The 13,157-nt window shown below is 72.8% G+C and carries 10 protein-coding genes and 1 pseudogene; 6 read left to right on the top strand and 5 right to left on the bottom strand.

Annotated elements, in window-relative coordinates; genetic code table 11:
• Window positions 1–7: 7 nt before the first annotated feature.
• Window positions 8–1,222: a hypothetical protein gene (locus AB4Z14_RS19915; protein ID WP_442276730.1), complete on the top strand. Its 1,215-nt coding sequence runs from the start codon at window positions 8–10 to the stop codon at window positions 1,220–1,222.
• Here the strand turns inward: AB4Z14_RS19915 and AB4Z14_RS19910 are convergent.
• Window positions 1,167–4,139 (bottom strand): glycosyltransferase, encoded by a 2,973-nt coding sequence (locus AB4Z14_RS19910; RefSeq protein ID WP_442276729.1) that lies wholly within the window; start codon window positions 4,137–4,139, stop codon window positions 1,167–1,169. The genes AB4Z14_RS19915 and AB4Z14_RS19910 overlap by 56 nt on opposite strands.
• A gap of 82 nt (window positions 4,140–4,221) precedes the next feature.
• Here AB4Z14_RS19910 and AB4Z14_RS19905 point away from each other — a divergent pair, with 82 nt between their 5' ends.
• Together AB4Z14_RS19905 and AB4Z14_RS19900 are read left to right on the top strand one after the other, a co-directional pair.
• Window positions 4,222–5,094, top strand: coding sequence for a DNA-formamidopyrimidine glycosylase family protein (locus tag AB4Z14_RS19905; RefSeq protein WP_442276728.1), 873 nt, complete (start codon window positions 4,222–4,224; stop codon window positions 5,092–5,094).
• Between the two features lie 69 nt (window positions 5,095–5,163).
• The gene (locus AB4Z14_RS19900) at window positions 5,164–5,592 is read left to right on the top strand and encodes a VOC family protein (protein WP_442276727.1); all 429 of its coding nucleotides are present in this window, start codon (window positions 5,164–5,166) and stop codon (window positions 5,590–5,592) included.
• A gap of 24 nt (window positions 5,593–5,616) precedes the next feature.
• Here the strand turns inward: AB4Z14_RS19900 and AB4Z14_RS19895 are convergent, their stop codons facing one another.
• From AB4Z14_RS19895 to AB4Z14_RS19885, 3 genes are read right to left on the bottom strand one after another with little or no spacing between them, the layout of a single operon-like run.
• Window positions 5,617–6,537, bottom strand: a complete 921-nt coding sequence (locus AB4Z14_RS19895) for a carbohydrate kinase family protein (RefSeq protein ID WP_442276726.1) — start codon at window positions 6,535–6,537, stop codon at window positions 5,617–5,619.
• Window positions 6,538–6,564: 27 nt separating this feature from the next.
• Window positions 6,565–7,797 (bottom strand): hypothetical protein, encoded by a 1,233-nt coding sequence (locus AB4Z14_RS19890; RefSeq protein ID WP_442276725.1) that lies wholly within the window; start codon window positions 7,795–7,797, stop codon window positions 6,565–6,567.
• 56 nt (window positions 7,798–7,853) lie between these two features.
• Window positions 7,854–9,578, bottom strand: coding sequence for a glycerol-3-phosphate dehydrogenase/oxidase (locus AB4Z14_RS19885; protein ID WP_442276724.1), 1,725 nt, complete (start codon window positions 9,576–9,578; stop codon window positions 7,854–7,856).
• 111 nt (window positions 9,579–9,689) lie between these two features.
• Between AB4Z14_RS19885 and AB4Z14_RS19880 the strand changes: the two genes are divergently transcribed.
• Both AB4Z14_RS19880 and glpK read left to right on the top strand, forming a co-directional pair.
• Window positions 9,690–9,848 (top strand): hypothetical protein, encoded by a 159-nt coding sequence (locus AB4Z14_RS19880; RefSeq protein ID WP_442276723.1) that lies wholly within the window; start codon window positions 9,690–9,692, stop codon window positions 9,846–9,848.
• A gap of 23 nt (window positions 9,849–9,871) precedes the next feature.
• The gene (gene glpK / locus AB4Z14_RS19875) at window positions 9,872–11,398 is read left to right on the top strand and encodes a glycerol kinase GlpK (protein ID WP_056827467.1); all 1,527 of its coding nucleotides are present in this window, start codon (window positions 9,872–9,874) and stop codon (window positions 11,396–11,398) included.
• A 4-nt stretch (window positions 11,399–11,402) separates the two neighbouring features.
• Here glpK and AB4Z14_RS19870 read toward each other — a convergent pair whose 3' ends face one another.
• Window positions 11,403–11,909, bottom strand: a complete 507-nt coding sequence (locus AB4Z14_RS19870) for a MarR family winged helix-turn-helix transcriptional regulator (protein ID WP_442276722.1) — start codon at window positions 11,907–11,909, stop codon at window positions 11,403–11,405.
• A gap of 89 nt (window positions 11,910–11,998) precedes the next feature.
• Between AB4Z14_RS19870 and AB4Z14_RS19865 the strand changes: the two are divergent.
• Window positions 11,999–13,144 (top strand): annotated as a pseudogene (locus AB4Z14_RS19865) (MFS transporter); the annotation flags it as partial.
• Window positions 13,145–13,157: the final 13 nt, after the last annotated feature.

Genomic DNA, 13,157 nt, shown 5'->3' with positions numbered 1-13,157 from the left:
ACCCACCATGAACGCACTCGCCCGTCGCCTCGTCGCGTCGTACTGCTTCCCGCCCTACAGCGACACCGCTGCGGTCGTCGCGGCCAAGCGCGTCCACGACCGCGGCGAGCCCGTCGACGTCATCTGCAACGCGATGGACTCGATCCGCCACCAGGACCCTGACCTCGTGCAGCTCTGCGGCGGCCTCGTCCGGCGCTTCGCCGCCGTGCCTTCACGCACGGCCTTCAGCTCATGGGGCTCCATCGTCGACTACCAGCAGCTCGGTCTCGAGACCTTCCTCCGCTGGGAGTCGCTGCAGGGTGAGTACGAGTCCGTCTACAGCAGAGCACAGTTCGCGGCATCCCACTTCCTCGCGGTCGCGCTCAAGTCGGCGCGGCCCGGGCTGCACTGGGACGCCGAGTTCTCCGACCCGCTGTCGCACGACGTCCTCGGGCAGGTCCGTGTGGCACCGGCCCACGACGACCGCACCCTCGCGCGACTGCGGTCGGCGGTCGAGGCGGTCGGGTTCCGGCCACCCGCCGGCCTCAACGCCTTCGAGTGGTGCGAGGTCGCGGCGTTCGCCCTCGCGGACTCGGTGATGTTCACCAACACGCGCCAGCGCGACTTCATGCTCGAGAGCTGCCACGACCGCGAGCTCGCGGCCCGCGTCGAGCAGGTCGCCGTCGTGTCACCGCACCCCACGCCGCCGGTGGCGCTCTACGACGCGAAACCGTCGACGCACCAGCTGGACCCGGGCCGGCGGCACATCGGCTACTTCGGCAACTTCTACGCCAACCGCGGCGTCTCCGGGGTGCTCGACGCCCTGGCCCTGCTCCCTCGCGAGTCCCGCGAGCGCGTCATGCTCCACGTCTACACGTCGAAGCCCGAGGAGCTGCACGACGTCGTCGTCGCACGCGGGCTCACCGACTGCGTCCGCGTCGGGCCCTTCGTCGGCTACCTCGAGTTCCTCGCGCTGTCGCGCCGGATGGACTGTCTGCTCGTCAACGACGCGGTGAGCCCACCGGGGGCGCCGAACCCCTTCCTGCCGTCGAAGTGGAGCGACTACCGGGGCAGCGGCACCCAGGTGTGGGGCGTCGTCGAGGAGGGCAGCGCCCTCGACGAGCAGCCCCTGGACCACCGCTCGCCGATCGAGCACGTCAGCGCGGCGGTGCAGGTGCTCCGCCGGATCAGCGCTCTCCCAGCACGATCCGGCGCAGCCGCTCTGCCGAGTCCGTCCCGCTGAAGCGCTCGCGCACCGTGTCGACGGTGCGCCCGCTCGCGTCGTCCCACGTCCCGGAGCCGCTGACCCTGAGGATCCGCTCAGCGGCCTCGGCCGGGGTGGTCGACACCCAGTCGGCAGGGAAGAGGCTCGTGGCACCGCCGATGCCGGCATACACCGGCCAGTCGCGCACGACGGGGACGGCGCCGCTCGCGGCCATCTCGACGAGGCCGATGTGGAAGCCCTCGCGGCGGCTCGAGCTCACGGCCCAGCCGACCTCACGGAGGTGCTCGGGCAGCCGCGCCGTGTAGCCGACGAAGTCGACGCCGTCGGCGACGAGCGGGTCGCCCATCCGGGCGTGGAAGGCGCGAGCGGCCTCCCGCTCGACGGGGTTGGGGTCGTCGACGGCGAAGTCGGCGCCGATGAGCCGCAGCCGCCAGCGGGGGTCGTGCCGGCGCAACGCGGCGAGGACGTCGAGGGTCCACAGCGGGTCCTTGACCTGCTGCGCCCAGCCGACCATCCCGAGCGTCGTGCGAGCGGACTCGGTCTTGGGCAGGACGTAGCGCTCGACGTCGACGGGGTTGGCGACGACGTGCTGGCGTATGCCGTCCAGACGTCCTCCCAGCGCCGCCGCCGCCGCACGCCGTAGGTGGTCGCTCGGGAAGATCACGTCGTCGACCTTGTCCCACTCGGCGGTGTGCAGCCAGGCGCTCAAGGTGTCGACGCCGTGCAGGCGTACGACGACGCGCGTCCCCTCCGGCACGACCTGCGTCAGCCAGGTCAGGCCCTTGTCGGCCCAGTCGACGAAGACGACGTCGGCCGAGAGCGCCTCCGCGGTGGCGAGGTCGAGCGTCGGGGGGTGGCCGGTCGCGGCGAGCAGCCGCTCGCGCACCGTCACCGGGTCGACCCCGGTGTTGGCGAAACGCTTCTGCCGGGCCGAGAGGTCGAGCACCTCGACGTCGGCGCGGTCGTCGAGGCCGGCGACGACGGCCGCCGCGAACTTCGGGTAGGCGCCGGGCAGCACGGTGACGCAAGGGCGGTCGGTCTCCCTCGGCTGCTGCCGCGACAGCCGCGACACCCGCGGCGTCGGGCTGGCCGTGCGCCGGCCGAGCAGGCGGCCGACCTCGGTCTCCCTCAGGGGAGCGAGGAAGGCGTCGGGCTCGGACACGATGGCCGAGCGCGTCTCGGCCGTGTGCAGGCGCCGTGTGAAGAGCAGGTCGAGAGCGACCGTCGTGAGGAAGGCGGCGCGGTCGAGGTCGCCGTCGGCCAGCGCGTCGTCGGTGTGACGCAGCGTCACACGGGCGGCGTCGACGACGTCGACGGTCGACGGGTCGACGCCGGTGAGGACGGCGTGAAGTGCCTGGAGAGCGGGGTGGGCGAGCGCGCCGAAGAGGGCCTCCCGGTCGTCGAGCAGAGCGGTGGCGGCCTCGAGCCGGCCGGCGCGGAGCAGCCGGTAGGCCACCATCGTCCACAGCTCCGGGTCGAGCTCGCCGCGGGTGCGTGCGGCCTCGCCGCGCAGCAGCCGCGAGGCCGCGCGGACGGCGTGCGCGTCGGCGAGCGACCCGCGCAGCTGGCTGGCGGCCGTGCGCAGCACGAGGTCGGCGAGCTCGGGCGCGCCTACGGTGGGGCTGTCGTCGCGCCACGCGCGCAGCAGGGTCGAGCCGGCGCGGTCGAGGACGAGCCGCGTCCCCGGCTCGGCGAGCAGCGTGGCGGCGCGGGTGTCGACCCGGCCGAAGGCGGGTGCGGCCAGCCGGGCGGGCACGAGCTCGGGGAGCGCGCGCCGACCGAGGCGCAGGCCCTCCTGCGAGGCCCGCAGCGCGATCCGGCGGCGGCGGGGCGCACCGGCGGTGACCCGGGCCTCGATCCAGCCGAGGGAGGCGGGAAGCACCTCGACCCGATGCGTCTCGGGGAGCTTGCTCAGACTGTGCTCGAGCCGCCCGCGGTAGTGCAGGACGCGGATGCCGTGCCCGCTGCGGGCGAGGAAGCCGAGCATCCGCGCGTGCTCGTTGACGGACCCGGCGCTGCCCGCGACGACGACGAGCGACCGGGCGCCGGACGGAGGAGTGTGGAAGAGGCCGAAGCCGTCGGCGGTCCCGTCGACGTGGGCGGGAGCGAGGGAGGTGATGCCGCGGATGCCGGCGTCGCGGAGAGCGGCCTCGACGTGGGCGTGGCCGCCGGGGTGGGTCTCGGCGACCTGCCGCAGGTCGGCGACCTCGGCGGCCGCGAGGGCGTTGGTGACCGCGGTGCGGTCAACCGGGTCGGCCTGCGTCCCGGCCGTCAGGGCCGTGAGGACCGACAGGTGCGCCCGGACGGCTGCGTCGGGGTCTACGGCGTCGGCAGCGTCGGGCCCGTCCCCGGGCCTCTCGGCGGGACCAGGCGTCAGGTCGAGCTCGGCGAACTGACGGTCGAACCGGCTGAGCAGCTGCCCGTGGAGCACCGTGTCCTCGCTGCCGCACAGACCCTCGACGAACGGGGTGTCGACGAGCCACCGGGTCGGGTAGAGCCTGCCGCGCCGCCCGCGCAGGCTCTCAGCCGCGAGGTGCGGCGGGACGTGGCGCGGGGCGTCGTCGCCCGCCGGCGTCGTGCTGACGACGATGCGCTCGGGGTGGCGGACCGCATACAACGTCTCGAGGTGCGTCGGCGCGACGGCGTCGGTCCCGTCGACGAACGTCGTCCACGGGGCGCGCGCGAGCCCGACGCCGACGTTGCGGGCGGCCCCCGGGGAGCCTGCGACGGCGTCGACGAGCTCGACCTCGTGGCCCGCCAACGGTCCCCGCGACACGCGCTCAACGGTGTCCCGGGCGCTCGACCCCGGGCCGTGGAGCACGACGACGACCTCGAACCGGTCGGCCGGGAGGGTCTGGGCCGCCAGCGCACCGAGGCACGCGGCCACCCGGTCGCAGGAGCCGTGGGCGGACACGACGACGGAGAGGTCACGCACCCGGCGAAGGTAGTCGGGAGATGTGAATAGGCTGGACGGGCGCGCGACCGCGCAGGTGAACGACCGGTGATCAGGAGGTGGCGTGCCCGAGGGAGACACCGTGTGGCGCACCGCCACCCGCCTCGACCAGGCCCTCGCCGGCCGCGAGATCGTCGAGTCCGACCTGCGCTGGCCGGGGGAGATCGCCACGGCTGACCTCACCGGCCGCACGACCCTCGAGGTCGTCAGCCGGGGCAAGCACGTGCTGCACCGCGTCGAGGGCGGTCTCACCCTCCACTCGCACCTGCGGATGGAGGGCCAGTGGCGCGTCGAGGCGACGCCGGGGCTTCCTGCCCGGTGGCGGCGCAACCCGCAGCTGCGGGCCCTCGTCGCGGCGCCCGACTGGACCGCCCTCGGGCTGCGGCTCGGCATGCTCGACCTCGTGCCGACGGCGCACGAGGGCGACCTCGTCGGCCACCTCGGGCCCGACGTGCTCGGCCCGGACTGGGACCTCGCCCGTGCCGTCGACAACGTCGCGGGCGCGCGGGTGCCCGTCGGGCAGGCCCTGCTCGACCAGCGCAACCTCGCGGGCGTCGGCACCATGTGGTGCGCCGAGACGCTCTTCCTCGAGCGGGTGCCGCCGTGGAGCCGCGCCGACGAGCTCGGGCGCGAGACGGTCGAGCGGGTCGTGGCCCGCGCCCACCGCCTCATCGACAACGGCCGGCGCCATGCGGTGCAGTCGAGCACGGGCAGCCAGCGCCTCGACGAGGCGCACTACGTCCACGCGCGCAGCGGCCGGCCCTGCCGGCGCTGCGGTGCAACCGTACGGGTCGCGATGATCGGCGAGCCCACCCGTGAACGCACGATGTTCTACTGCCCCGGCTGCCAGGGCGGCCTGGGACCGACCGACGACGGCCGGCCCCAGGCACCCCTTGGCTCGAACCGGGGAGCGGCCCGGTCGCGACGCTCGTACTGAAAGCAACCGCGGATGTCGGTCCGCGGTCCTACCGTGAAGGATCCGCTTCACCCAGAGAGGAGCACGGCCATGGCATCCCGCCTCAACCCCTACATCAGTTTCAAGGACGACGCCCGAGCGGCGATGGAGTTCTACCGGTCCGTCTTCGGCGGCGAGCTCGTCGTCTCGACGTTCGGCGAGTTCGGTGACAACGGTCCCAGCGCCGACAACGTCATGCACGCCCAGCTCGAGACGCCGAGCGGCTACACGATCATGGCGTCCGACACCCCCGAGCAGATACCCTACCAGCCGGGCACCAACATCTCCGTCAGCCTGAGCGGCGACGACACCGACGAGCTGCACGGCTACTGGGACAAGCTCGCCGACGGTGGCTCCGTCATGATGCCCCTCGAGAAGCAGGCGTGGGGCGACGAGTTCGGCATGGTGACCGACCGGTTCGGCATCGGCTGGATGGTCAACATCGGCAGCGGCATGTCGGACGACGCGCCGACGGGGTGAGCGCCGAGGCGTTCCGGTCGGGCCTCAGTCCCGACCGGCACCGCCGTAGTGGCGCGCCAGCTGACGGATGAGCTCGTCCGGGCCGATGAGGCTCGAGTGCGTGCCCGCGGTCCCGCACGCCCACGACCCCGCCACGGTCCCGGCCCGGGCCGCCGCGCGAGCGTCACCGCCGGCGAGCCACGCGTGCAGGAAGGCCGAGACGTAGGCGTCGCCGGCGCCGTTCGAGTCCACCGCCAAGCGACCCTCGATGTCGACGGCGGCCACCGCGAACGAGCCACCCTCGCGCACCGTCACCCGGCTGCCCCGGGCGCCGTCCATGACCACGACGAGCCGGGCGCGGCCGCGGTCGAGCACGTCGGCGACGACGTCGTCCTCGACCCCGTCCAGACGCGAGCCCGACACGAAGACGAGGTCGGCGGCATACGCGAACGGGCGGTGGTGGGGGTTGCGCCCGTCCCAGTCGTGCAGGTCGGTCGACGTCGTGGCCCCGGCGGCCGTGGCGTCCTCGAGGGCGCCGACGGCCCACGGCATGATCGAGGCGTGCACGTGCCGTGACTGCTCGAGCGGACTGCGCCAGAGCGCCGGGTCGGGGGCGAGGTCGTAGGGGTGGCGCGGGTCGTAGAAGGACATCCGGCGGCCCGTGGCGTCGACGAGGTTGACGGCCCGACGGGTGCCGCTCGCGTCGACGACATGATCGAAGGCGAGCCCCTCGGCCGCGAACCGGTCGAGGAGCATCCGGCCCTCGTGGTCGTCGCCGATGACGTCGACGAATCGCGTGGCGAGGCCGAGGCGGTGGCAGCCGAGCGCGACGCCGCAGCCCGTGTGCCCGACGACGGTGTCGATGGGCGGGACGACGTGGGAGTCGGAGAAGGGAACGGGCAGGGCCTCGACGCGCACGATGGTGTCGACGCCGGCACCGCCGACGACGAGGACGTCAGTCTTCACGGCCTCATTGTGCACGGCCGGACGCGGTCAGGGACGCGTGACGCTGAGCAGACCGAGGCACATCTCGTCGGTCGTGCCCTCGCCCCAGACGACGTAGCGCTCGGGCAGCCCCTGGAGGTCGGGCAGCTTGTCGCGCCAGGCCTGGTCGTGGGTGCAGCTGACCCGGATCGAGTCACCGGGCCGGATCGCCGTCGCCGGGATCGGGACCGAGCCCTGGTTGTCGAAGTCCCAGGCCAAGATGTCGAGCAGCGTCTTCGCGTGGGCGGTGCCGGGGTTGAGGTCGATGCGCAGGGACGAGCCGAGCAGGTGCATGTGGCCGGCAACGGCGCGGATCGTCGCGGCCTGCTCGACGCTGCGCGTGCAGGACTGGGTGGCGCCGGGGGTCGGGATGAGCGTGCCGTTGCAGACGAGCAGCAGGCCGTTGACGATGCGCGACGACATGGCGCCGAAGCGTTCGGTCACGTCGGCGACTGCCGCGTTGCGATCGCACAGCGGTCCCGACTTGCCTGCGCGACAAGGCAGCTCGACGGGCGCGGGGTAGAGCATCGTCTCGAGTGGCTTGAGCTTCGACGAGGACGAGAGACGCAGCTTCACGGAGGTGCGGTCGGGCGTCACGCCGTGCCGGAGGTTGTAGTGCACCTGCATGACGAGCAGGGAGCCGCGCTGCAGGGGGATGCCGACGTCGGCCGGTAGGACGTTCTCGCGACCACCCGGTGCCCAGGCTCCGACCCACGGGGCGTCGTCGAGGCTCGCGCCGCGCGACCCGAGCCCGGTGCCGCCGAAGCAGGTCCAGCCCCTGCCGCCGGACTCGGCGTCGCGGGCGCGGGCCGCAGCGGCCGCCGACGGTGGCACGCGGAAGAGGATGACGTGGTGCACCTCCTGCGGCTGGCCCGGGGCGATGTCGAAGCCGGTGACGAACGCGTCGCGGGTCACCCCGGGGTCGAGGACGAAGCACCGATAGTCGTCCGTGCCGGTCGTCGGCGCCTTCGGCGTGTAGGAGACCGGCGACGTCACCGTCCGCATCGACTCACCGGCCCGCAGCGCGGCCGGCTTGGCGGGAGCGACGGGCTTCGCCGCGTGACCCGTGGCAGCCGTCGCCGGGTGGTCGGTGGCGCCCGCCGTGTGCCCGGTCGCGTGCCCCTCGAGCCGGGCCTGGGCGGTCGGGTTGGGCGTGCCGCAGCCCGCGACGAGCAGGACGACGGCCGCGACGGCCGCCGCGACGGTAGCCCCTACCGCGGTCCGGCCGCGTCGAGTCCTCATCCTGTCAGTCTAGGAACGAGGCCGTCCTGCGGAGCGGTTGTCGAGCGTTCGGTCCCTCAGGACTGCTCCGGCGCGCGGCTCACCGGGATGCGGCGGACGTCCGGGGCGCTGAGGCGCTCGGCGTTGGCCTCGGAGTCGGCGAGCTCCTTCTGCGACTCGAGCTCGGCCTCGACCCTGGCGATGTAACCGGACACTTCGGCCTCGACCCGCTCGGGATCCCATCCGAGCACCGGCGCGACGGTCTCGGCCACGGCGCGGGCGCTGTCGGCGCCGCGGCTCGAGGTCTCGATGGAGATGCGGGTGCGCCGGGCCAGCACGTCGTCGAGGTGCAGCGCGCCCTCGTGCGTGGCGGCATACAGCGCCTCGACCCGGAGGTACTCCTCCGCCCCGGGGAGCGGCTCGTAGAGCGAGCGGTCGTCCTCGGCGAGGGCGAAGAGCTCGTGGACGAGCGATCCGTAGCGCTCGAGCAGGTGCGTGATGCGCCAGACCGGGAGGTCCTGGTGGCGCGCGAGGCGGTCGATCTGGTTGACGAGAGCGACGTAGCCCTCGGCGCCCGACAGCGGGATGAACTCGGTGACGCTGTCGGAGACGTCGCCGCCGATGTCCTCGCGTGCGGCGTCGACGGCGTCTGCCGCCATGACGCGGTAGGTCGTGTACTTGCCGCCGGCGATGGAGATGAGCCCGGGCTGCGGGCGGGCCACGGCGTGCTCGCGGGAGAGCTGGCTCGTGTCCTCGCTCTCACCGGAGAGAAGGGGGCGCAGGCCGGCGTAGACGCCCTGGATGTCCTCGTGGGTCAACGGCACCTTGAGCACGGTGTTGATGTGCTCGAGGATGTAGTCGATGTCGGCGCGCGTCGCTGCCGGGTGGGCGAGGTCGAGCTCCCAGTCGGTGTCGGTCGTGCCGATGATCCAGTGCGTGCCCCACGGGATGACGAAGAGGACCGACTTCTCGGTGCGCAGGATGAGGCCCGTCTCGGAGTTGATCCGGTCGCGGGCGACGACGATGTGCACCCCCTTGCTCGCGCGGACGTGGAAGCGGCCGCGGCCACCCGCCATGGTCTGGATGTCGTCGGTCCAGACGCCGGTGCAGTTGATGACCACGGAGGCCCGGACCTCGGTGCGCTCGCCCGTCTCGACGTCCTCGACGAGGGCGCCGACGACCCGCTCGCCCGCACGCAGCAGCTCGACGACGCGGGCCGAGGCGACGACGGTGGCGCCGTAGGCGGCCGCGGTGCGGACGGTCGTCAGCGTGTGGCGGGCGTCGTCGGCCTGGGCGTCGTAGTAGAGCAGCCCACCGGTGAGGGCGTCGCGCTTGAGGGCCGGGGCCAGCTTGAGCGCTCCGGTGCGGGTGAGCTGCTTGTGGCGCGGCACCGAGCGCGCGCCGCCCATCGAGTCGTAGAGGGTCAGGCCCGCGGTGACGTAGGGGCGCTCCCAGCCGCGGCTGGTCAGCGGGTAGAGGAAGGAGACCGGCTTGACGAGGTGCGGTGCGATGCGGCTCAGCATGAGCTCGCGCTCCTTGAGCGCCTCGCGGACGAGGTCGAAGTTCATCTGCTCGAGGTAGCGCAGGCCGCCGTGGAAGAGCTTGGACGACCGCGACGACGTGCCGGAGGCGAAGTCGCGCTGCTCGACGAGTGCCGTCGAGAGACCGCGGGTGGCCGCGTCGAGGGCCACGCCGCCGCCGGTCACGCCGCCACCGACGACGAGCACGTCGAACTGCTTCGTGGCGAGGCGCTTCCACGCCCGCGCCCGGTAGTCCGTGTCCAGCCGCACTGGGCTCGTCATCGGTTCCCCTTCACGTCGGTGCCGAGAACGACACTCTAACGACCGGGCCCGGCAGCACCTCGAGCTGTCCAACCCGTCTCACGGACGGCTCTGGTGGACGACACTGGGCGGGTGAGACTCATGTGGATCATCTGCCTGTTCGCCGGTCACCGGTGGCGCCGTGAGAGCCGCGACGAGGAGACGATCATCGTGTGCGGACGGTGCGACGCGGTCAGCCGCGTTGCAGAAGCGCGCGAGCGGCACCGCGAGCTCGGACGCGGCGAGATGTAGGCGCGCGACGGTACGGTCTGGTCATGCCGACGGAGCAGCGCAGCCATGTCGTGTCGATCGACCAGGGGACGACGAGCACCCGGGCCATGGTCTTCGACCGGAGGGGCCGCGTCGTGGCCGTCGACCAGATGGAGCACCGGCAGATCTTCCCGCGCGCCGGGTGGGTCGAGCACGACCCGATGGAGATCTGGCAGAACACCCGCGTCGTCGTCGGCGGGGTGCTCGGCAAGGCCAACCTCAACGCCACCCACGTCGCCGCGGTCGGCATCACGAACCAGCGCGAGACGACCGTCGTCTGGGAGCGTGCGACCGGCCGGCCGATCCACAACGCCATCGTCTGGCAGGACACCCGCACCCAGGCGATCTGCGACGAGCTGGCCCGCGACGGCGGCATCGAGCGCTTCAAGGACGTCACCGGTCTGCCGCTCGCGACGTACTTCGCCGGGCCCAAGGCGCGCTGGATCCTCGACCACGTCGACGGCGCCCGCGAACGGGCCGAGGCGGGGGAGCTGCTCTTCGGCACCATCGACACGTGGCTGCTCTGGAACCTCACGGGAGGCGCGGACGACGGTGGCGTGCACGTCACCGACGTCACGAACGCCTCGCGCACCCTCCTGATGGACCTGCGCACCCTCGACTGGGACGCGTCGGCCGCCGAGGCGATCGGTGTCCCGCTCGCGATGCTCCCCGAGATCCGCTCGTCGTCCGAGGTCTACGGCTCGTGCAAGCCGGGCATCCTCATCGACGTGCCGGTCGCCGGCATCCTCGGCGACCAGCAGGCGGCGACGTTCGGCCAGGCCTGCCTCGACGTCGGCACGGCCAAGAACACCTACGGCACGGGCAACTTCATGCTCCTCAACACGGGTGAGGAGATCGTCGCGTCGAAGAACGGGCTGCTGACGACCGTCTGCTACCAGCTCGGTGACGGCCGGCCCGTCTACGCCCTCGAGGGCTCCATCGCCGTCACCGGGTCGCTCGTGCAGTGGCTGCGCGACAACCTCGGCCTCATCAAGGACGCCAAGGAGGTCGAGACGCTCGCGGCGAGCGTCGACGACAACGGCGGCGCCTACTTCGTCCCGGCCTTCTCGGGCCTCTTCGCGCCGCACTGGCGTCCCGACGCCCGCGGTGCGCTCGTCGGTCTGACCCGCTTCGTCAACAAGGCCCACATCGCCCGAGCAGCGTTGGAGGCCACGGCCTTCCAGACGCGCGAGGTGCTCGAGGCGATGAACGCCGACTCGGGAGTGCCGCTCACCGAGCTGCGGGTCGACGGCGGCATGGTCGTCAACGAGACGCTCATGCAGTTCCAGGCCGACCTGCTCGGGGTCGACGTCGTGCGACCCGTCGTGGCCGAGACCACCGCGCTCGGCGCCGCGTATGCCGCCGGGCTGGCCGTCGGCTACTGGCAGAGCACCGACGAGATCCGTGAGAACTGGGGCGAGGACCGCCGGTGGACCCCCGCGATGGACGAGTCCGAGAGGGAGCGCCTCTTCCGCACGTGGAAGAAGGCCGTCGAGCGCACCCTCGACTGGGTCGACGACGACACTCCCTGACGGCTCAGTCCTCGCCCTCGAGGTGGAGGACGACCTTGCGCAGCAGGCCGTTGAGGGCGACGAGCTCCTTGGCGGTCAGGCCCGAGAAGGCCTCCTGCTCACGAGCCATGCCGGCCTCGATCCCCTTCTCCCACATGGCCCGTCCCGACGGCGTCGGCCGGATGAGGATGCGGCGCCGGTCGATGGGGTCGATCTCGCGGGTCGCGTGGCCCCGCTGGACGAGCCGGTCGACGCGTGACGTCATCGCGGCGCGGGTCACGCCGCACGCATCGGCGAGCTGTGCGGGTGTCGCCTCCTCGGGGAACGGCTGGATCATCAGCGCGTGGAGCGTGTGGTAGTCCTCGATCGTGTCGTCCGTGCCGGCGTAGCTCGCGTGGTCGGCTGCCTTGAGCCGCTTGGTGATCGCCTGCATGCGCGTGACGGCGCCCTCGACCTCGGGGTCCATGTCCTCGAGGAGGCCGCTCCAGCGTGCGACGTGCCGGTCGACCGAGTCCTGCCGTGCTCTCGCCATGGCGTCAGTCTCGCAGAGGTGCAGCACGCGGAGCGCAGATCCCTGACTATTCGTTGACAGATAATCAGACGTCTAACTAATGTCACACCATGCCCATGCGCGACCTGCTCCACCTCCGCGACGTCCGACTCCTGCTGGCCGGCCAGGGGCTCTCGTGGGTCGGTGACGCCTTCAACCCCATCGCCCTGTCCGTGGCCGTCGTCCTGGGTGGCGGGGGAGCAGGCGAGCTCGGTGTCGTCCTCGCGAGCGCCGTGGTGGCCCGCCTCCTGTGCACGCTCGTCGGCGGCGTCTGGGCCGACCGCGTCACGCCGCACCGGATCATGGTCGGCGCCGACCTCACCCGAGCCGGCTCCGTCGCCGCCATGGCCGTCGCCTTCGCGCTCGGCGACCCGCCGGTCGCCGTGCTCGCCGGTCTGGCCGCGGTCACAGCGGGTGCGGGCGCCTTCTTCCACCCGGCCTTCGTCTCGCTGAGGCCCCTCATCGTCCCGGCCGCGGCACTCCAGACCGCCAACGGCGCGATCAGCTTCCTCCAGTCGAGCGCCCAGGTGGGCGGCCCGGTCCTCGCCGGCCTCGTCGTCGCCCGGTTCGGCCCGGTCGCCGGTTTCACGGTCAACGCGCTGACCTTCGCCTGGTCGGCGGTCTGCGTCGCGCGGCTCCGAGCTCGAGCCGACCACGTCGCGGAGCGCACCGGCATGCTGACCGAGATCCGCGAGGGCCTCGCCGAGATCCGGAGTCGGGACTGGCTGTGGTCGAGCCTCCTCGCGGCGGCGATGTTCCACGTCGCGAGTGGGGTCTTCATCGTCCTCGTCGAGGTGACGGCCGTGCGCGACCTCGGCGGCGCCCACGCCCTCGGCCTCGTCACGGCGGCGCTCGGCGCGGGCGGGCTCGTCGGAGGGCTCGTCGCGATGCGGCTCCAGCCTCGCCGGATGCTCCTCTGGGCCTTCGCGGCCCTCGGCCTCTTCCCGCTCTTCCCGCTCGCGTTCGCCTGGCCCGGCGGGCTCGTCGCGATCATGGCGCTCGCCCTCGTCGGCCAGGCCGGACTGCTCTACTTCGACGTCGGGTGGCAGACCGCCGTCCAGCAGGGCGTGCCCCACGACCGGCTGGCCCGCGTCGTCTCGTGGGACGTGCTCATCTCGTTCGTCGCGCTGCCTCTCGGCAACGTCATCGCCGGCCCGCTCAGCGCCTCCGTCGAGACGCCCGACCTCATGGTCGGCATCGCCGTCTGGATGCTCGTCGCCGGCTGCTGGC

The sequence above is a fragment of the Terrabacter sp. 2TAF16 genome (assembly GCF_052115065.1).
Lineage (GTDB): Bacteria > Actinomycetota > Actinomycetes > Actinomycetales > Dermatophilaceae > Terrabacter.
The sequence above is the reverse complement of the archived record's forward strand: the minus strand, read 5'-3'. Positions and strand labels throughout refer to the sequence as shown.

Bases quoted from the DNA above. Each gene is read 5' to 3' on its own strand.
- AB4Z14_RS19915 (WP_442276730.1), top strand. From the start codon at position 8: ATGAACGCACTCGCCCGTCGCCTCGTCGCGTCGTACTGCTTCCCGCCC.
- AB4Z14_RS19900 (WP_442276727.1), top strand. From the start codon at position 5,164: ATGGCATCCCGCCTCAACCCCTACATCAGTTTCAAGGACGACGCCCGA.
- AB4Z14_RS19890 (WP_442276725.1), bottom strand. From the start codon at position 7,797: ATGAGGACTCGACGCGGCCGGACCGCGGTAGGGGCTACCGTCGCGGCG.
- AB4Z14_RS19885 (WP_442276724.1), bottom strand. From the start codon at position 9,578: ATGACGAGCCCAGTGCGGCTGGACACGGACTACCGGGCGCGGGCGTGG.
- glpK (WP_056827467.1), top strand. From the start codon at position 9,872: ATGCCGACGGAGCAGCGCAGCCATGTCGTGTCGATCGACCAGGGGACG.
- AB4Z14_RS19870 (WP_442276722.1), bottom strand. From the start codon at position 11,909: ATGGCGAGAGCACGGCAGGACTCGGTCGACCGGCACGTCGCACGCTGG.